The organism is Halalkalibaculum sp. DA3122 (assembly GCF_043951865.1).
Classification (GTDB): domain Bacteria; phylum Bacteroidota; class Rhodothermia; order Balneolales; family Balneolaceae; genus JAMQKA01.
In genome coordinates, this window is record NZ_JBINJF010000037.1 from 1 (window position 1) to 21,239 (window position 21,239).

At 46.1% G+C, this 21,239-nt stretch carries 14 protein-coding genes; all 14 read left to right on the forward strand.

Features of this window, described 5'->3' with window-relative positions; genetic code table 11:
• Nucleotides 1-861 precede the first annotated feature (861 nt).
• The 14 genes from ACG2F4_RS17210 to ACG2F4_RS17275 all read left to right on the forward strand — a co-directional run bounded on the left by ACG2F4_RS17210 (nt 862) and on the right by ACG2F4_RS17275 (nt 21,182).
• The gene (locus ACG2F4_RS17210) at nt 862-1,476 is read left to right on the forward strand and encodes an RNA polymerase sigma-70 factor (RefSeq protein WP_395262132.1); all 615 of its coding nucleotides are present in this window, start codon (nt 862-864) and stop codon (nt 1,474-1,476) included.
• A 128-nt stretch (nt 1,477-1,604) separates the two neighbouring features.
• Nucleotides 1,605-2,660: a FecR family protein gene (locus ACG2F4_RS17215; RefSeq protein ID WP_395262133.1), complete on the forward strand. Its 1,056-nt coding sequence runs from the start codon at nt 1,605-1,607 to the stop codon at nt 2,658-2,660.
• Nucleotides 2,629-6,177 (forward strand): TonB-dependent receptor, encoded by a 3,549-nt coding sequence (locus ACG2F4_RS17220; protein ID WP_395262134.1) that lies wholly within the window; start codon nt 2,629-2,631, stop codon nt 6,175-6,177. The genes ACG2F4_RS17215 and ACG2F4_RS17220 overlap by 32 nt, the downstream gene beginning before the upstream one ends.
• 39 nt (nt 6,178-6,216) lie before the next feature.
• Nucleotides 6,217-7,710 carry a RagB/SusD family nutrient uptake outer membrane protein gene (locus tag ACG2F4_RS17225; protein ID WP_395262135.1) on the forward strand — a complete coding sequence of 498 codons (1,494 nt, stop codon included), beginning with the start codon at nt 6,217-6,219 and terminating at the stop codon, nt 7,708-7,710.
• The gene (locus tag ACG2F4_RS17230; RefSeq protein ID WP_395262136.1) at nt 7,710-9,059 is read left to right on the forward strand and encodes a sulfatase-like hydrolase/transferase; all 1,350 of its coding nucleotides are present in this window, start codon (nt 7,710-7,712) and stop codon (nt 9,057-9,059) included. The genes ACG2F4_RS17225 and ACG2F4_RS17230 overlap by 1 nt, the downstream gene beginning before the upstream one ends.
• A gap of 16 nt (nt 9,060-9,075) precedes the next feature.
• Complete coding sequence (locus tag ACG2F4_RS17235; RefSeq protein WP_395262137.1) at nt 9,076-10,620, forward strand: sulfatase-like hydrolase/transferase; 1,545 nt, start codon at nt 9,076-9,078, stop codon at nt 10,618-10,620.
• Between the two features lie 68 nt (nt 10,621-10,688).
• Nucleotides 10,689-12,242 carry an arylsulfatase gene (locus ACG2F4_RS17240; RefSeq protein ID WP_395262138.1) on the forward strand — a complete coding sequence of 518 codons (1,554 nt, stop codon included), beginning with the start codon at nt 10,689-10,691 and terminating at the stop codon, nt 12,240-12,242.
• A gap of 535 nt (nt 12,243-12,777) precedes the next feature.
• On the forward strand, nt 12,778-13,098 hold the full coding sequence (locus tag ACG2F4_RS17245; RefSeq protein ID WP_395262139.1) for an L-rhamnose mutarotase: 321 nt from the start codon (nt 12,778-12,780) through the stop codon (nt 13,096-13,098).
• Nucleotides 13,099-13,305: 207 nt separating this feature from the next.
• On the forward strand, nt 13,306-14,619 hold the full coding sequence (locus ACG2F4_RS17250) for an alpha-L-fucosidase (RefSeq protein WP_395262140.1): 1,314 nt from the start codon (nt 13,306-13,308) through the stop codon (nt 14,617-14,619).
• 599 nt (nt 14,620-15,218) lie between these two features.
• Nucleotides 15,219-16,334 carry a glycoside hydrolase family protein gene (locus tag ACG2F4_RS17255; protein ID WP_395262141.1) on the forward strand — a complete coding sequence of 372 codons (1,116 nt, stop codon included), beginning with the start codon at nt 15,219-15,221 and terminating at the stop codon, nt 16,332-16,334.
• A gap of 72 nt (nt 16,335-16,406) precedes the next feature.
• Complete coding sequence (locus tag ACG2F4_RS17260; RefSeq protein ID WP_395262142.1) at nt 16,407-18,023, forward strand: sodium:solute symporter; 1,617 nt, start codon at nt 16,407-16,409, stop codon at nt 18,021-18,023.
• A gap of 242 nt (nt 18,024-18,265) precedes the next feature.
• Nucleotides 18,266-19,498 carry an enolase C-terminal domain-like protein gene (locus ACG2F4_RS17265; RefSeq protein WP_395262143.1) on the forward strand — a complete coding sequence of 411 codons (1,233 nt, stop codon included), beginning with the start codon at nt 18,266-18,268 and terminating at the stop codon, nt 19,496-19,498.
• Nucleotides 19,499-19,512: 14 nt separating this feature from the next.
• A complete protein-coding gene (locus ACG2F4_RS17270; protein WP_395262144.1) occupies nt 19,513-20,595 on the forward strand; it encodes a Gfo/Idh/MocA family protein in 1,083 nt (360 codons plus the stop codon).
• 455 nt (nt 20,596-21,050) lie between these two features.
• Nucleotides 21,051-21,182 (forward strand): hypothetical protein, encoded by a 132-nt coding sequence (locus ACG2F4_RS17275; protein ID WP_395262145.1) that lies wholly within the window; start codon nt 21,051-21,053, stop codon nt 21,180-21,182.
• The last annotated feature ends 57 nt before the right edge of the window (nt 21,183-21,239 follow it).

Here is a 21,239-nt window from a genome sequence, read left to right on the forward strand (position 1 = left end):
GCGGTAAATGATGTTCGAAGGGGGTGCAGGGGGATGAAGAATGAATAATTAATTAAAGATAAAACCAACGACGGTTTATTTGAGTACAGGAGCATGAGCTAAAAATTGCTACCCTGCCCTTTCCGGCCTTGAATGGGGCGCGGAGATCCTGCCGGTATACCTTGTCTGATGATCAGCTCGGCTCGAAACCTGCGAGGTTTGTACTCCGGAAGGGACGCATCCTATCAAGGCCATTGCCTTTCCTGGAAGGGAAACCTCGCAGGTTTGGGATCAAGGCCTTGTTCGGAACCCCGGGGGTTTTAGAAAGGGCATTGTTCTCTATCTCTCCACGCCTGCTGCGGCCGGAGCGGGTGCCCCATTCGCCGCCTTGAGTTTTTGGTTCCTTTTGGGTCAAGCCAAAAGGAACACCTCTATTGTGAAGAATAGTCTCTTTTGTCATATTGAGGCTGCTTAATCATCTTTACTTTTGCGTTTTTGGTCACCAAAATATGAACACCTCTTTCCCTGAAGTCGACCTGAGGAGTATTCTTACCAATCGCTGAGCGAATGGTGAACCCCACCTTCCCCAATCCGAAAACTTCGGATTCTGGTTCTCGCCTTAAGAGAGACCTTATATCAATGTTTTTTATATGTTTATCCCGAATTAAGCTTAAATTAAATTTCCTGGTGATTATCCAGGCTAAAAGAAGAAATTCAGTAAATTGGAAAAATATTACAGGGTACAGCAGAAGTCGCCCGTTTTATAAATACAGCGTTTAACCATACAGGGGATGGTTATCGGTTAAATTCTGTTTGATGAGTTATCTAACGCATGGGGATTAGGCAGTACTGGTCTTGAAAATTAGATATGAAGGGATCAATATGAGTGATGAGCAAATGACCGAGGCAGCATTTGTAAAAGGCATTGCAAATGGTAGAGAGTGGGCCTTCAAAAAGGTGTTTTTAGCATATTATGAGCCGCTCTGCAATTTTTGCTGGAGATATACCAAATCAAAGGCGATATCCGAAGATCTGGTCCAGGAAGTCTTTGCCGACTTGTGGCAACTTAGGGAAACCCTGGATTCCAGCCGCTCTTTACGGGTCTATCTTTACCAGGCTGTAAAAAACAAGGCTCTTGACTATTTAGACCACCAAAAAGTTGTTAGAAACCATCAGGAAAATCACAGGCTGCAACACGAGCGGTTTTCAACACAGGAGCAGGTTGCCCAGGAAGACAAAGCCTTTGTAAAGGCCGTTCGGCAAGCGATAAAAAGTCTGCCCACGAGGGCGCAACAGGCGTATATACTGCACAGGGAGGACGGGTTGACTTATAGCGAGATTGCGGATGTGATGGATATATCAGTAAAGACGGTGGAATCTCAGATAAGTCGCGCACTGGATATTCTGAGGGAGCAACTCCGTGATAATGTTCCAAGCCAGGTAAGCGATAACACCATGGCCAAAATTTTTCCGATTCGTTCTACCGGTTCTGAGTAGAGCTGTGTCTTCAATGTTTTAAGTCTTGTCCCGGCATTTCAGCATGTTTTTCAAAAAAAATCAAAAATTTTACAGGGTACAGGCTGCTGAGGTCGTGTTAATAATAGATTCAAAGGAATAATTGAAGCATGATGAATAAAGAGTTACTGCAGAAATATATATCCAACAGATGTTCGGTCAGGGAGGAAGAGCTTGTCAAAGAATGGCTGAACGCTTCCTCTGAAAACAAGAAGATCATGAAAGAAATGGAACAAATTTGGAGGGTTTCGCCCGGCAAAAATATTGATGTCGATTCCGGCAAAGCCTGGGATGCTTTCAGGCGGGAGCATATTCTGGACCGGGAAAGTGCCGTCAGTGACAATGGGGTGCCTGGTACCGGTCAGGTCAACAGGCATTATTTACGGGAGAATCGTGCCGGACGGCGGTCGAGGGTGCTTGCATATGTGGGTACGGTTGCCGCAGTGTTGCTGGTAGCGTTGCTGTTTTATAACAGTGGTCCATTCCCTCCCGAACTCCCTCAGCAAGAATTGGTAAGCCAGGAAATCACTACTGAAAAAGGGCAGCGAACGATGGTGCGGCTTTCCGACGGAACCCGAATTCACCTCAACGCAGAAAGCAAATTGACGGTCCCTCATGATTATATGAAGAATGAGAGGGTGGTCCGGTTACACGGAGAGGCCTTTTTTGAGGTCGTATCCGATCAAAACCGACCCTTTGTGGTGTTTACTGCCAATTCAGTAACACACGTATTGGGAACCAAATTTAATATAACGGCCTACAGCGGGGACGAAGAAGTTCAGGTTGTAGTGGCCGAAGGAAAAGTGGCTCTCGGTTCGGACGACGATTTGCGAGCGCCCGAGGTTCAATTGACAAGAAACCAAAAAGGGATGATTAACAAGAACGGGGAGATTCTTGCCTCAAATATCCCTGATGTGAGCATGTATACCGATTGGAGCAGGGGAATACTCACTTTCCGTGATGCTCCGCTTGGCGAGGTGGAAAAGAAGCTCGAGCGTTGGTACGACGTTGAGGTGCTGTTTGATGAGGGTATTTCAGATGAAAAGCGGCAGTTAACGGGTACATTTAAAGATGTGTCTATGTCAAGCGTACTAAATTCAATCGCATTGTCACTGGAACTTCACTATACGCAGGATGGCAGAACGATCACTTTCAAAGCGAAATAAAATTCAAAAGATAACGGGCAATTTAACACCAAAAAACAACGGGAATGTAGTTATGGGAGCATACATACAGAATACAATCACAAGGTGGATAGGAAGTATTTTTTTACTGGGCATGCTGCTTTGTTTAAGCTCTACTGCAGTTGTTGGCCAGGACAGTAAAATAGCGACACTTGAAAATATTGATGACCTGTACCACAACATGGAGGTCGACCAGAATGTGTTCAATTCAGCGGTATTGAACAAAATTATCTCTGTAGAGTTTGAAAATAAACCACTGCTTGAAGCATTAAGCACCGTTGCTGAAAAAGCGGGGCTCGAGATGGTGTACAACAGCAAGCTGCTGGGCACGAAAGAACAGAAGGTGAATCTGAATGTGAACCAGGGGACCGTTGAAAAAGCACTGTGGAGAACGCTGGAGGGGACGGGATTGCGTTTTGCCATTTCTGCAGGTAAACAGCTTGTCCTAATGAAAATGCATGTCCAGGAAACAGCGAAAGAGCAGGAGGTTTTGTTGGAAATGGTTACCGGAGCGGTAACCGATGCAACTAGTGGAGAACCACTTCCGGGAGTAAATGTGGTGGTGAAGGGGACGACAACAGGTACTTCCACTGATAGTGAAGGAGAATATGAGCTGAATGTGCCGTCCCTGCAGGATACGCTGGTATTCTCCTTTATCGGGTATCAAACGCAGGAGATTCCAATTAATGGAAGGTCCAGTATAGAAGTGGCATTACAAACGCAAGCTGTATCAGGTGATGAACTTGTTGTAGTTGGGTATGGCACGCAGAGAAGATCAGATGTTACCGGCTCAATCTCATCTGTTCAAACCGAAGGTTTGGAATACAAATCTGTTTCTTCTCTTGAAGGTGCACTCCAGGGACAAGCCAGTGGGGTCTTTGTTCGACAGAGTGGTGGTGCACTCGATGGAGATTTTGAGGTTTCAATAAGAGGGGTTGGTTCAGTCACCGGCGACTCAAATCCGTTGTATGTTGTAGATGATGTTCCATTATTTAGTGGTGATTTGTCCACAATAAATCAAAATGATATAGAATCTATTGAGATTCTAAAAGATGCCTCTGCTACTGCTATCTACGGTGCACGAGCTGCGAATGGTGTTGTGCTGATTACAACTAAATCGGGCGTTCCGGGCACCACTAATTTGACATTTCGCTCGAATGTGGGGTTTGAAAAGATTACCAAAACACTCGATCAGTTAAGTACTGAGCAACAGCGACAACTATTTGTTGAAGCCTTTAAAAATTCTGGTTTACCTACTGATGTATTTGATGATCCCAGTTTAGATGTTTGGAAAGTAGACAATGATTGGCAGGAATTAATTACCAGAACTGCATTGCGGCATGAACACAATGTTAGTTTGAGTGGCGGAAATGAATCTACAACTTATTCAGTATCTGGTACTTTTCTTGACAGGGAAGGGGTCTTATTGAATACAGATATAAACAGGTATTCGGTACGTGCTAATTTAAATCATTCTTTTAACGACAGATTGGATATCACTGCAAGAGTGTCAGGTAGTCAGCAGGAACAGAATGTTACTGATGCACAAAGTGGTACCTACTTTGGCGGTAGTGGAACATTGCGTCAGGCCATTTTTACGCATTCCTATGCTCCTTATAAAGATGATGAGGGGAATTTTATTGGACCAGAAAGTGGCCCGCCGTTTTTTGGGAATAATACAAATCCTGTAGCAAGACGTTTGGAAGAGACGCGCACGAGAAACTCAACGCGAATGCTGGCAAACTTTAAAATTGATTTTGATTTGACGGACCATCTCACCTTAACGGGAAGTGGTGGTGGAGATATTGTGAGAGGAGGGAATTATTCATTCCTACCAGTCTTTAGAAGGGGCACTAACCAGCGAACTGAAGGGAGTGTAAACGAGGGAAATGTAAGAGAAATAAATGCTGTAGGTGATGTTACCCTGCGCTATTCCAACACATTTTCTGATAAACACAGCGTTGAAGGATTGATCGGGGGAAGTATTCAGCAGTTTGAGATTCAACAAAATTCGATTAGTGCTTCAGGCACGCAGATTAATCAGTTGGACCAGGTTTCAAATCAATCCACGTTTAATGCAAGTGGATCAGAAGTGAGTTCTGGCTTGATGTCTCAATTCTTTAGAATCAACTATAACTACGATGATCGGTATCTGCTGACAGGAACTGTTCGCAGGGATGGGTCTTCGAAATTTGGTCCTGAGAATCGTTATGGATTTTTCCCATCTGCCTCTGTTGGGTGGAGAATTTCCAATGAGCAATTTATGAGTAACGATTCTGCTATTAATGAACTGATGTTGCGGATAAGTTATGGTCTAACCGGTAACCAAAGCATTGGCGATTTCCAATACTTAACAAGGGTAGGTTCTGCCAATTATGTCTGGGGCGACCAGCAATCCTTGGGAGGTGCTGCCATTAATTTAGGTAATCCCAATTTGCAGTGGGAGGCCAGTGAGCAATTCGATGTGGGGATTGAGCTGGGATTGTATGATGACAGGGTAAATTTCACCCTGGATTTTTATGACAGAAAATCAAGAGACTTACTTATTCAGTCACCAATACCATTAACGGCGGGTGTAAGTCAGAACCCAACTGTAAATCTTGGTTCTGTATTGAACAGGGGTATTGAGTTCTCCACTATTACCAGAAATTTAATAGGGGAATTTTCATGGACTACCAATCTGAACTTTACCTACAATAAAAATGAAGTGCTTGATATTGGTACCAATGCCATTGGGGAACCATTGGAAGTACCCGGACAAGCAGTTCCGCTACCAAATGATATCGTAAATTTAACAAAGGCCGGGCAACCTGTCGGGGCCTTCTACATGTGGGAATTTGATGGTATCTGGCAATTAGGGGAAGAAGAGGAAGCAGATGCATTTGCGGATGCAGTCCCTGGAGATGTAAAATATGTTGACCACAACGGCAATGGTCGGCTTGATAACGGCGACAGAATTTTTGCCGGTTCACCTCAGCCCAAATATTTTGGTGGTATGACAAACACCTTTCAGTATCAAGGACTAAGTTTGTCTGCTTCTTTAAGTTATGCCGGAGGCCACAAATTATTTAATGGTACAAGGAATTTGTTTGCACGTAGTGTACCTTTTGTGCAGAACCTGGCAGAAGTTGCCGATTTCTGGACGCCCGAAAATCCCAGTAATAAAATTCCACGTCCGGCTCAGGGTGGAGATGCTGCCAGAACCCAGGACTTGGCAACAGCCGTTTCAACTCGTTTTCTTGAAGATGCTTCGTATATAAGGTTAAGTGATGTAACCCTTTCTTTCGACTTTCCTGAGAGGACCATGAATGCACTGAATCTTGGCTCATCAACACGGGCACGGATCATTGTAACCGGGCGGAATTTAGTTACAATAACAGAGTATTCTGGATATGATCCTGAAGCTAACACATACGACAGCTTAATCTCTGCCGGGCAGGATATGACGCCGTTTCCACTGTCCAGAATTTACACCCTGGGTGTTGAACTGAGTTTCTAAATTATCTAGCACTATTTTACAATTTCAAATATTATGACAATGAAAAATCAAATATTTAATGCTATTCTTGTTGCGTGCTTGATTGTAATGAGTACCGGATGTGGGGATGAAGTACTCACTCCAGAATTAAAGGGGCAACTTTCGCAGGATAACCTCTTCACCAATGAACAAGGATTCTTACTAGCGCTTAATGGAGCCTATGAACCGTTAAATTCAATTTATGATTTGGGGGGATTAGTACAACCTCTGGCAAAAGCAAGTGATGACGGGTGGACATGGAGGAGAGAGACAGAGGAACAATTGTATTCCTATACTCCAACTAAATCGGAGGCTACCAGCTGGTGGGACAATCATTATACTGGAATTAGCAGGTGTAATAAGATATTGTCTGAACTTGGTTCCTCCGAGGTGATCACAGGAGAAACCGAAAATCTGATTGAAGGGCAGGTAAAATTCTTGCGGGCTCTCTATTACTTTAACCTGGTCAGATTATATGGTGGGGTTCCGTTAATTGTAGATGATGTTGTTCTGCGAGAAGATGCTGAGCAACCCAGAGCTTCAATAGAGGATGTCTATGACAGAATTAAAACGGACCTTTCAGAGGCTATCAATCTCCTGCCTGAATCCTACAGTGGCTCTGACTCGTTTGAAGCTGGTATGGCAACTCTTGGGGCTGCCAAGACGCTTATGGCCTCTATTCATTTGGAGTTAGGGGAATGGAGCGATGCAGCGTCACTGGCTCAGGAAGTCATAGATTCCGGTGTATACAGTTTACATGACGATTATGAAAATAACTTCTACGGGAATGCTGAAAATGGCTCAGAATCTATATTTGAAGCACAGTTTTCTTCGGCATCCGGTGCATTGGGAGCCAACTGGAACTTTTTGAAACCGGAAGCACTCGGGGGCGGTTCCGGTACTCTTCCAACAGATGTGAATAATGATTTCGGAAACTCAACCACCAGTGATGATGCCCTTGTTCAAGCATTTGAAAACGGTGATGAAAGATTTGACGTAACCCTTGACAGTTACGGACTACCGAATTTCCTTGACCCGAGTAAACCTGACGGTAGTATGTATCATTTCAATAAGTACTATGATGGTGGTGCTTTTCAACCTGGACAAAGTCCATATAATTTTCCGGTATATCGTTATTCTGAAGTGTTGTTAATTGCCGCGGAAGCCCTGAATGAACTGGGCGCTGGTAATACGGACGCAGAAGACTATGTAAACCGGGTTAGAAATCGGGCGGGATTGGATGATCTGGAGTCTTCAGTGAGTGGAGACCAGGATGCCATGCGTACAGCAATACGACAGGAAAGACGAGTTGAATTTGCCTTTGAAAACAAAAGGTATTTTGACCTGAACCGATGGGCTATCCTGGAAGAGCAGATAGCTAAAACCGGAGTCACGATCGAATCAGAAAAATTTATTTCGCACCCGATCACCGGACAGCCCTATCATCTCTATCCGTTACCTTCTACCGAGTTCATTAATAATGCAAACCTGGGTGAACAAAATCCGGGATACTAATGGTCCTGACTTTTTTAAGAAAACTGTCTCTGCTTATACTTGTAATAGCCTGTTGGGGAAGTTGTACCTCATCAGACAACGCAGATCATCGGAGTAACCGGGATCGACCGAATGTCATTATTATCATGGCTGATGATATGGGCTATGGCGATTTGAAGTCTTTTGGCGGGGACGGTTCAATTGAAACTCCGGTAATCGACAGTTTGACGGAGAATGGTTTAAAGTTTACGGATTTCCACAGCAATGGCGTCGTATGCAGTCCTACCCGTGCTTCCCTTATGACCGGTTTGTATCCTCAGGAGGCCGGGGTTGAGGGAGTGGTAACCGCTGCGAATCATCGGGACACCGGTATGAGTCCCGATAAATATACCCTTGCCGAACTTTTTGGTGAGGCCGGTTACACATCGGGTATTTTTGGAAAGTGGCACTTGGGATATCAGCCCGAATTCGGGCCCATTGTTCAGGGATTTGATTATTTCAGAGGATTTGTCAGTGGAAATGTGGACTATAGGAGTCATATTGATCAGGAAGGATACCCCGACTGGTGGCGGCAAAAAGAACTTGCCCCGGAAGAAGGCTATCTAACCGATTTAATTACGGATCACGGCCTCAGTTTTTTAGAAAAGCACCAAAACGAACGCTTCTTTCTGTACCTGGCTCACGGGGCCCCGCACTATCCTTACCAGGGTCCGGATGATCCGGCTGATCGAACAGCACATGGGGAATTCCCCGTTCTTGGAAGCAGACAGGATATCAAAGGGGCTTATGTAGAAATGATAGAATCACTGGATCAGAATATCGGACGTGTAATCTCCTTTTTAAGGGAAAACGAACTATTGGATCAAACACTTATTCTTTTCTTGTCGGATAATGGGGCAACCGGGAATGTGGGTTCAAATCACCCGTTTAGAGGAACCAAAGGCCAGGTATATGAAGGGGGACACAGAGTTCCTGCAGCCTTGTACTGGCACGGCGTGGTTGAACCGGGCGAATCTGATGACTTGATTTTAACTATGGACATATTGCCGACCCTTGCGGAAATAATTAATATTGATATTGAGAGTAAAACGGATGTAACTGGAAGGAGTTTTGCCCCACTGGTAAATGGAAGTGAAGGTGAGTACGAATGGAATGAACGCACTGTCTTCTGGCGATTTCGCGAGGGTAAAGCCGCGAGAAAAGGTGACTGGAAAATTGTAATTAATGAAGACAGTGAAGAGCTTTACAACCTTTCAAAAGGTATTGATGAGTCAAAAAATGTAAGGGAAAATAACCAGGAAATATTCAGTCAATTAAAAGATGAGTTAGAATCTTGGGAAAGAAGCTTGGATGATGAAATTATTTATTAAACAATATGATTACACCATGAAAAACACAGGCAGACTTTTATTTGTAGGCATTTTATTCCTTTCGTTTATCAGCTATGCCCAGGCACAGGACAGCCCCAACATTATAGTTATTCTGGCCGATGATCTTGGCTATGGAGATGTCTCCTTTTATAATGAAAATGCAGCTTTTGAAACTCCGAATATGGACCGTCTGGGAAATACCGGGATTGCCTTTACAAGTGCACATACGACCTCGGCGGTGTGTACGCCTACGCGATACGGGCTCCTCACGGGACGGTATAACTGGAGATCGACCCTGAAAAACGGCGTGACCTGGGGGTATTCCGGTCCCTTGATCTCAAATGATAGAATGACCGTTGCCGATATGCTGCAGGCAAAGAATTATGAAACGGCGTTTGTAGGCAAATGGCATTTGGGGTGGGACTGGCATTTTGCGGGAGAAGAGCCCGAAAACCTGGATAATCCCAACATTCGTCCCGAAGTTGACTTCAGTCAACCCATCAAGAATGGGCCGAATGACCGTGGGTTTGGCTACTCCTATGCTATCCCGGCTTCCCTGGATATGCCCCCTTATATCTATGTTGAAAATAATCAGCCTACGACGATTCCCACCGATACAACAGTCAACTACGACCACAAGGGCTTTTGGAGAAAGGGGTTGACCGGATCTGATTTTAGTCATACAGATGTGCTGCCCCATTTGACCACGAAGTCGGTCGAGTACATTAACAGACAGGCGGCAGCCGATGAACCCTTTTTCCTGTATTATGCATTGCCCGCCCCGCATACGCCCATTCTTCCGACTACCGAGTATATCGGCAAAAGTAATTCCAACCTGTATGGGGACTTTGTCCAACAGGTGGACGGGGTGGTAGGCCAAGTGATTGAAGCGCTGGAGGCTAACGGCATTTTTGACGATACCATACTCGTTTTCACCAGTGATAACGGTGCGTCGCCCCGCGCTGATTTCGAGGAACTCCAACAGGCGGGCCACGACCCGAGTTATATCTACAGGGGACATAAGGCTGATATTTATGAAGCTGGATTAAGGGTTCCATTTCTTGTAAGCTGGCCGGATGGAATCGATGGTTCGTTTATCTCGGATGAAACCATAAGTACAGCCGATTTCATGGCTACGTTTGCAGATTTGACGGGGACAAACCTGCCGGATGATGCCGCCGAAGACAGCTACAGCTTTTTACCTGTCCTGAAACAGCAAGCATACGAAAAACCGTTGCGAGAGGCGACCGTACTTCATTCTATTGACGGACGCTTTGCGATTATTAAAGAAGAATGGAAGCTTATCTTGTGGCCGGGCTCCGGCGGATGGAGTTATCCAAATACTGAAGAAGACCTGCGGGGACTGCCTTCCTTCCAGCTGTACAACCTGGAAAAAGATCCCGCCGAGAACTTTAATCTTGTCCATATGTATCCTGACAAGGTAAAGGAACTTAAATCCTTGCTGGAAAAATATATAGAAGAGGGCAGAAGTACACCGGGTACTCCTCAAAACAATGATGGTCCGGAAAGGTGGGATCAACTAGACTGGATGGACCTGTAAGTGAAAAATATGCAAAAATTGATTAATAGAAATGGAGCCGTTTTGATCTGAGAAATATACCACGACAAATGAAACGAATAGTAATTTTACTTTTTCTTTTACACTCTTGTTTCAGTCTTGATCTTTTCTCACAAAGCCGGCAAAACCCGAATATCATTGTAATATTAGCGGACGATATGGGAACCGGCGACCTGTCTTCCTATAATGAAACATCACAAATCCATACCCCGAATATAGATAAACTTGCCGCTGAAGGAATGCGTTTTACCAAGGCTCATTCTCCTTCCTCTGTCTGTACACCAACACGCTACAGCCTGCTGACCGGTCGTTATGCCTGGAGAACCACCTTGAAAGAGCAAGTTCTCTGGCCCTGGGATCCCCCGCTCATAGAACCGAGCAGGTTAACATTACCCGAAATGCTACAAAATGCAGGATATTTTACTGCTGCAGTCGGGAAATGGCATTTGGGATGGAACTGGCCAACTAAAGATGGCAATAGTGCAAAAGAGAAGGCAGGTCAAAATGTGGATTACCAAAAACCTATTAACGGTGGACCGATCGATCACGGTTTCGATTATTATTTTGGCGATGATGTCCCGAATTTCCCACCCTACACATTTATTGAGAATGATAGAGTGGTAAAAGTACCCACCGTGGAAAAACCGGACTCCATGTTTGGTCATAGTGGATTGATGGTCCCGAACTGGAAACTGGAAGAGGTTATGCCGGCCATTACTCACAAAAGCGTTGAAATCATTGATAGTGTGGCCAAGTCCGGCAATGTAAATCCTTTTATGCTGTACTTTTCACTTACGGCACCCCACACTCCCATTGCACCCATAGACCGGTTCCGGGGTAAAAGCAACGCGGGTGGCTACGGAGATTACGTGGTTGAAGTGGATTGGTCGGTTGGTAAGATCATGAAGGCCCTCGAACGGAACAGGCTGGACGAAAATACCCTGGTCATTTTTACCAGCGACAATGGCTCACCGGCCAGAGATGGTACTGATATGGCCGGTGAGCTAAATTCTGTAACCCGGAAATATGGTCACGATCCAAGTGACGGATTTCGCGGAATCAAGGCGGATATCTGGGAGGGTGGTCACCGTGTACCTTTTATTGCAAAATGGCCGGGAAAAATACCAGTGGGAACGGAAAGCTCGGAGATTATCAACCTCGTAGATATTATGGCTACTGTGGCAGAGATAACGGATTATCGTTTGCAGGATAATATGGCCGAGGACAGCTACGACATAACCCCGGTTCTTTTTGGGGAAAACTACAACATACCGTTACGGGAAGCCACCGTTTATCATTCTTTTTCAGGGAATTTTGCCATCCAGCAAGATGAGTGGAAACTGATTTTATGGCCCGGATCGGGTGGATGGACCTCACCGGTGGGCCAGGACAGTCTCAAAAGTTTGCCGAAGTATCAACTATATAACATGAAAAAAGATCCAAAAGAATTGCACAATTTGACCGGAGACATGCCCGGGAAGGTTACCGATCTTAAAAATATCCTCTCAAGGTATATACGGGAGGGAAGAAGCACCCCCGGCAACCCGCAGAGCAATGCTCCCGTTGAAAAGTGGCCACAAGTCGATTACTGGATGTCTGAATAAAGGGAGGACAGGCTAATTAACGTGAACTCGGGTTAAGGATGTAATAAAATAAGTACGATAAGATGTTGTCTACCGGCCTTTGAAATTTTTGTCGGTACAGTGACCGCAGCCAGAGCGTAAAGAAACCATTGCTGTCTGAGATCCGCGTTTTTCAGCGGATCGAGTTCAATGGTTTTAGCTCCGGCGCAGGAAACGCGACAAAAATTTCACCAGCCGGCGATTTTTTTGGTTCGTTTTTTCATCGTTGAAAAAATGAACACGACCGACAGTGTACCCAATGACTATATAGAAAGTATCAACATTATTTCTTATTCCTGGCTGACGTTAAATAATTTATTCACTTTAGATTAGCTAAGATGTTATGAGGTTTTCAGCAACAATAACTGACACTAAGAAACGGGGCAGATATTTGATTCTATTATTGTTGGTTTCAGTCGTGTCATGCAATCATTCAGATGATAATAAACAAAAACAGGATGTAAAGGCTCAAAAGGATACTGTAGCAAAAGAAATTAACGATGTTAAACGGGTTGGAATGGTGATCGGATTAAAGGAAGATAAGGTTGAGGAGTACAAAAAACTGCATGCCAATGCCTGGCCCGGGGTGTTAGAACAGCTTACGGAAAGCAACATTCAAAACTACTCCATTTTCCTGCACCAGATTGATGGGAAGTACTACCTGTTTAGTTATTTTGAATATGTGGGAGACAATTACCAGCGAGACATGGAAAAAATGGCGGCTGATTCCGTAACGCAGGAATGGTGGAAAATTACCGATTCCTACCAAGTGCCACTGGACTCTCGACAGGAGGGGGAGTGGTGGGCTACGATGGAAGAAGTCTTTCACCATGAGTGATTAACCTGCATTTCTCACGAGGATTATTTCAGATTTCTGGTAATGCACTGATATACAGGGAGTTGCATTTATTATAAGATCCAATTTCTTGGTGAGAAATGCATGTTAAAACCAATAATGTTATCCAAAAGACACTGAATTATGTTGAATTCCAAAAAACTTCAATTCTTGATTCTAGTAATCGTATGCTTAGCGAGTGTCCCGTCGATGGCCCAGCTCTCCGGGGGTGGTGAGGCCAATACAAACCTGAGTACGGACCTGGAATCACTGGAAACATGGCAGGATATGCGGTTCGGAATGTTTATACACTGGGGACCGGTAACACTGAGGGGTACCGAGATCGGCTGGTCAAGGGGAGAGGAAGTGCCGATCAACGAATATGACAAACTGTACAAAGAATTTAACCCGGTTCTCTTTGATGCCGAAGAGTGGGTCCGCACAGCCAAACAGGCGGGAATGAAATATTTGATTATCACCTCGAAACACCATGATGGCTTTTCCATTTGGGACTCGAATGTCTCCGACTACGATATTATGGATACTCCTTACGGGAAAGATGTCTTGAAAGCCTTGTCTGAGGAGTGTGAAAAGCAGGGAATAGAATTCGGTGTTTATTACTCCATTGCGGACTGGTACCACCCGGACTATCCGGTGAATCAGCGTTCGGTGAAGCCAGCTTACCAGTCGGCAAGTGAGATCGAAAAAAGGGAAGCGATGGCGGAGTATGTCTCCTACATGAAGGAGCAGCTCAGGGAACTGGTCGAACAGTATGACCCGGCTGTGCTCTGGTTTGATGGAGAATGGGAAGAGCCCTGGACTCACCAGATGGGTATGGATCTGTACGCCTACGTGAAAAAACTGAACCCTGATATCCTCATTAACAACCGGGTGGACAAGGGGCGACAGGGAATGGCTGGAATGACGATTTCTGACAAGTATGCCGGTGATTTCGGAACCCCCGAGCAGGAAATTGGAAATTACAATACCCGTACCCCGTGGGAATCCTGCATCACCATCGGGCAGCAGTGGGCATGGCGCCCCAATGACAAATTGAAATCCACGCAGGAGTTGAAAGAAATACTCTTGCAAACAGTAGGTGGGGATGGAAACTTACTGTTGAATGTCGGCCCCATGCTGGACGGGAGAATCGAGCAGCGGCAAATTGACTCGCTGAGGGTCCTTGGCCAGTGGGTGAATCGGAACGCCGAAGCGATATACGGCACCCGTGGCGGCCCGTATCTGCCGACCGAAACAATGGTGAGTACGCGGAAAGATGACAGGATATTTTTACATCTGCTTCAGCATCCGGGACGGGAATGGAATCTGCCGCTGCCAGACGGAGTAGACGTACTCAGTGCTCGTTTTTTGAACATCAGTGATGAAATAAAAATGCGGACGCTGAAAGAAGAGGTACAGCTTACGCTGCCGGATCAGTTACCTGACCCGGGTGGCTCGGTTATAGAACTCAGGGTAAATCGGGAAACTGACGGACTGGATACCGTTGAACGATTACGGTATTGATCTCCCGCCGGGCAGGTTTTTGCAATCATGGCTACCAGAAGTAACGCTTTAAGATGCGATGTACAGGGAGTATCACTGATCGGCATGTCTTATCGGTGTATCGCAAAGATGGATAACTGTAATGGTGATATGCCAGATAAGTATGTTGGGTAACTTGCTCCCTTTCGTAAGTAATCAGTTTAGTGCAGAACAAACTAATTAAGCAGAACTCAGGATAAGGAATGTAATAAAAGTAAGTACGAGAAGATGTTTCTAACGGCCTTTGAAATTTTTGTTGGTACAGTGACCGGAGCCGGAGCGTAAAGAAACCATTTCTGTTTGAGATCCGCGTTTTTCAGCGGATCGAGTTAAATGGTATTAGCTGCGGTGGAGAGAACGCGACAAAAATTTCACCAGCCGGCGATTTTTTTGGTTCGTTTTTTCATCGATGAAAAAATGAACATTACCAATAGGGTCTCCAACGTCCATATACGCTGTATGCCCAATATTTCTTAACTCGAGCTGACGTTAATTACTGAATAAAAAAGGATGCGTTGCCAGAAAAAGGCGGTACCTCCTACAAGTAGGGATAATAGTTGAATATAGAAAGAAGGATCCGAATGCGACCTCTTTTAATCACGGTATTTGCGGCACTGGTTTTTTATTCGTGGAGTTGCAAAACCTCCGATTCCAATGGTACGCATCATAATTCGCGTTTTATCGAACGATTACAACCGGCCCCCGTGAATGGCGGATTTGAGATGGAGGGGTACTGGGTCTGGGGGATGTCGGTGATTAAAGGGGACAGCCTGTACCACGGTTACGCCTCTCGCTGGCCCAAGTCCGTACCGTTTGCTCCAAACTGGATGACCCATTCGGAAATTGTACATGCCACTTCCCGAACCCCGGAAGGACCATATGAATTCCAGGAGGTGGTTTTTGAACGAAGAGGTAGCGAGTACTGGGACGGCATGACCACGCACAATCCCACCATTCACAAAATCGGAGACACCTACCTGCTCTACTATATCGGTATGACCTACGATTTTGTTCCCCCGGATTCGGCGTTGACACAGGAACAGATCGTTGAAGCACGTTCGAGCCAGCGGATAGGGCTGGCTACGGCGTCGTCGCCCTGGGGACCGTGGCAGAGAAAAGATAAACCCATCCTGAAACCCAGGCCCGGCGAATGGGATGCCTTATTCACCAATAATCCTGCTCCTGTAGTTAGAAAAGACAGCTCAGTGCTACTCATATATAAATCTACAAGGGATATGCAGGGATTGTTAAAGCTGGGAGCAGCCGAAGCTAATCATTTTGAAGGCCCTTATACCCAAATAGGTAACGAGCCGATCCTGGAATGGGATAATCCCGAAGACACCGACAGGCGGAGCAGTAAACATGTAGAAGATCCCTACGTGTGGTGGTCGGGAAATCGGTATGAACTTATTGCGAAAGACATGACGGGCCAGATTACAGGTCAAAGGGGAGCTGGATTGCACGCCTGGTCTGAAAACGGAACAGAATGGAATGTTGAAGAGCACCCGCTTGCCTATACCCGCAATGTGGTCTGGGCCAACGGGGACACCCTGGAGATGGCAGCATTTGAACGACCTCAGCTGTTGATACAAGATGGCGTTCCAACGCACCTTTTTGCTGCTACAGGCATTAATTCAGAGGGTGACTATTGGAAATTTGAAAAAACCTGGAATGTATCTATTCCTCTTGCTCACTAAATAGCAAATACAGATACATAATTATCTGTATGCTAAAATAATAAATTAATCTCAGATCGGGACTCAGGCTACATGCTGTCAAATGCACAAATAGGTGTTGTCGATATATCTGTGATCATCCTGTACCTGCTGGGTATCCTGGCGCTGGGAATCTGGAGCGTGCGAAAGCAGAAAATGTCCAGTAAGAACTATTTTTTGGCAGCGCGTTCGCTTAAGTGGCCGGTCATAGGGGCAGCCCTTTTTGCCTCCAATATTTCCACCATTCATATCGTGGGACTGGCGGCATCCGGGTTCAACGACGGCTTGGTTTGGGGGAATTTCGAGTGGATGGCCGCTTTTTTGTTGATCATTCTGGGGCTTGTTTTTGCTCCATTTTACTTTGAAAACGAGATCGCCACCTTGCCGGAGTTTTTGGAAAAGCGGTACGGTCCCTTCGCCCGGTCGTTCCTGGCATTTTTAGGTATCATTGGTGCGCTGTTTATGCATATCGGGGTCAGCCTGTACGCAGGTGCTGTGGTCGTTGAAAATTTCTTTGGAATCGATGTGGTAGTTTCGATCCTGTTAATCTCATTTATAACGGTACTGTACACTGCAATAGGCGGACTCAAAGCGGTGGTTGTAACCGAAACGCTTCAAACGGTTATATTAATTACAGGTTCTTTTCTGGTTACCCTGCTGGCGATCTGGTCGTTACCGGAATACGGTATTGATTCCTGGCAAGCACTGAAACAAGCGGCCAAACCAGAGCAATTCAGTATGATTCACACCCATGAAGACTCTCCATTACCGTGGTATGCCGTGCTGCTTGGCTACCCGGTTTTGGGAATCTGGTACTGGTGTGCTGATCAAACCATCGTGCAGCGCGTGCTGGGAGCCCGGTCGCTGTATGACGCCAAAACCGGTCCGATATTCGCCGGGTTTATAAAAATATTACCGGTTTTCTTTATGGTCCTTCCCGGTGTACTGGCCTATGTACTGTTTGGTAGCCAAATTCAAGACAGTAATGACACTTTTTTGGTCCTTGTTACCGAATTGATGCCGGTTGGCTTAAAAGGTCTTATGGCGGCCGGGCTCCTGGCTGCACTGATGAGCACGATCGCTGCGGCGTTGAATAGTGCGGCTACCCTGGTCACGGTCGACATTGTGGGCAAGATAAAACCGTCCATTACGGATCGTCAGCAGGTGCTTACGGGAAGGGTTACAACCGTGGTGGTGATGGTGTTGGCGATTCTCTGGTCACCGTTTGTCGGACAATTCAGAAGCATTTTTGATGCCATCAACGTGCTGCTGTCGGTCATTGCCCCTCCCATTGCAACGGTATTTGTGATGGGGGTCTTTTGGAAACGGGGGACCCGCCAGGCGGCGAATGTAACCCTGGTGACCGGCTTTCTGCTTGGCGTTGCCGTCTTCCTGCTCGATTTTCCCGTAATAGGGGATGTCAAACTGTTTACAGAGGTATACGGTATCCCTTTTCTGATGCAGGCGTGGTGGCTGTTTGTGACTTGTTGTATAATTTATGCTGGAATAAGTCTGGTGACGAAACCACCTGGAATTGATCAAATCAAGGGACTCTGTTTTGATTCCCCGCTATCGTTTCTGGAAGGTTCTCCGGAGGGAGCAAAAGATCCACGCATGCTCTCTGCCTTACTTATACTGATTATGGTAGTTCTCTATTACCTATTTCAATAACTTCCGTTAACCCAGATTATTCACCAAGAAATTTGGTCGTGAGCAAGGCGAAGTTAAAATCGCAAATGAAGTGTATCTGGATACGCTGAATGCGCTATTTTTATTTCAACGCAGCACACGATAAAATTTCGCAGCTATTTTAGACAATACCCAAATTTGAGCTACAGATTATTTCCGATATGTAAAATATAATCAACAGCTTAATCTTCAATTATTATTAATTCGTGAATAATCCGGGTTATATGACTATTACTGATGTTGTAACACGCGACCGCCGCTTTGAGCTCAAAGAGGGTGCCGGGGCCGATGCCGTTCACACCAATCCACAGTATGCGTATGCTGTGTGTCGGCTTGAAACCGGCCGGAATCAGACCGGTAACGGCCTTGCCTTTACACTGGGCGAGGGGAATGACCTGGTCTGCAAGGCCATTGAATACCTGGCAGAGCCCGTCAAAGGAAAGGATATTGAAGAGGTTATGGAAAATTTCGGCACCCTTTCCCAGCGGATGAGCGATGCTCCCGGGTACCGGTGGCTCGGTCCCCATAAAGGGGTTGTGCACCTTGCACTGGCTGCGATAACAAACGCCTGTTTTGATCTCTGGGCAAAGCAGCGGCAGCAGCCCCTTTGGAAACTATTGCTGGATTTAAGCCCGCAGCAAACGGTAAAGCTATTGGACCTTCGATACCTGGAAGACGTGCTTACCGAACAGGATGTGTTGGAACTTCTTCGCAATGAAATGGAAAATCGGGAAAGTCGTAAAAAGATCCTGGATAAAGGGTATCCGGGTTACGACACTTCTGTTGGCTGGTTTTCCTACCCGGATGCCAAACTGGTTGAAAATGCCAGGAAGGCCGTCGATGCCGGCTTCGGTGCCATGAAATTGAAGGTAGGTTCTGATGATCCACAGCGGGACTTGCGAAGGGCTTTTCTGGTTCGGGAGACGGTGGGAGATGACGTCACCATTATGCTGGATGTAAACCAACAGTGGAGCGTACCGGAGGCATTGAAATTGGGAAAGCAGCTGCAATCTATGGATCCCTACTGGATTGAAGAACCCACTGATCCGGATGACGTGCTTGGGCACCAGACGATAGCCAAACAACTGGCCCCGGTTCCTGTTGCCCTGGGAGAGCATGTTCCTAACAAAGTGCTTTTTAAAAACTTTATGCAGGCCGGGGCCATGCGTTTTAACCAGGTGGATGCTGTCAGGGTGGGGGGCGTTGCCGAATTCCTGACTGTCAGTATCTTATCAAAAAAATTTGGGATACCGGTCGTACCGCATGTTGGTGATATGGGACAGATACACCAGCATTTGGTTCTGTATAATCATATAGCACTGGGACATGAGGTGCTTTTTTTGGAATATATCCCCCACCTGCGGGAGTACTTCAAACATCCCGCCATAGTTGAAGGTGGACGATATCACACTCCCCAAGAGCCCGGCGCCAGTACCGATCTCATTGAAACCGTTTAATCCTGTTGTTTTAAATGGAGCAAGCATTACATACCCAAGTTACCATGCCCGAAACCCCGCGGCCAATCTTCATAATTGGGGCAGGGGGGATTGTACGGGATGCACATCTGCCCGCCTACCAAAAAGCGGGATTGCCTGTTAAGGGAATTTTTGATATCCAAAAGGGAAAGGCGGTAGCGCTTGCCGAGCAATATGGCATTCCACACGTTTACGGTTCGCTGCAGGAACTAATTACCGATTCAAATCAACATGTGGTTTACGATCTCGCCGTACCCGCTTCGGAGATTGCGGGTGTACTGGAATATTTACCCTCAAATTCAGCAGCGCTGATACAAAAGCCACTGGGTGAAGATTGGGATGAAGCCCAAAAGATAGCTCACATTTGTGACGAAAAACAGATGACGGCCGGTGTAAACTTCCAATTACGGTACGCGCCCCATATACTGGCAGCCCGGAACCTGATCCGGGAAGGGGCCCTGGGCGAAATACATGATATCGAAATCCGTCTCAACGTTTATACCCCATGGCATCTGTGGGAGTTCCTGTATGATCTGCCGAGAGTGGAAATCCTGTATCACAGTATCCACTACCTTGATTTGGTTCGCTCGTTCCTGGGAAACCCGAAAGGGATCTATGCCAAAACGGTTAAACATCCTAAGATGGAGAATCTGGCTTCCACCAAGAGTACGATGATTTTGGACTACGGGGATCGTACACGAGCGGTTATCAGTACAAACCACGGACATGAATTTGGATCTGACCATCAGGAATCATTTGTGAAGATCGAGGGAACGAAAGGAGCGGTAACGATTACACTGGGCGTAAACATGAATTATCCGGAAGGGGCGGAGGACACGTTTGAATACTGTTTGTTGGATGAGGGAACAGATCCCAATTGGCAGCGGGTGGATATCGAGGGCTCCTGGTTTCCAGATGCTTTTGCCGGATCTATGGGCAGTTTTCAATGTCATCTGCTTGAAACGTCCAACGAGTTCACCAGTTTGGTCCCCGATGCTGTTCAGACGATGGCCCTGGTTGAAGCAGCCCATGTTTCCAGTGAACGGGGAGGTACAAAACCACACTATTTGAATTCGTAATCAAGATATCGGAGTGAGAAAGCCACTTGGACCATACTTAGGGCATCCTTTTCTAATTTTACTGTATGTCTAACAATGATTTAGCGGTTAATGTGGCTGTTCGAAATGCAAGGTTTTCTTGATTTTTTTCAAATCATACTGCACATGATATCCCCGGCAGCAGCAATAGCTATCCTGAAATTCGGTTGTAGCCTGCAGGATTCGGTATGGGGTGTTCATTGTTGAGGTGAAGAAAATTCCGAGTGGTCGGAACTGACGAACTGGGTACCTGCAACACTCACCATAAATCCCAGATGTTGATTTATTAAAGTTTTCTTCAGCCTCCTGATTATCTTTTCTGGCAGGCGTTGTTGGCACCAGCAGCAGTGGGTTTCTAGACTTTGGTGCTGGTGAAAATAGGAGGGATCCCTCCGGCCTACGGATTTATAAGCCGCCCGGGCAAACGTAGCGGAGGCGTGAAGAAAGAACCCCTGCAACAGGTACTGGGTGAGACCCGGCGTGCGGAAAAATGCTATTTCCCGGGAGGAGCTCCCACCGGAAATATCTGGGGTTCTTTTAGCCGCAGCGAAGTGCAGCCAGGCGAATAAATCCCCACGCCGGTGATTTTTTGGGTTCCTTTTTGTTCACACAAAAAGGAACATCCC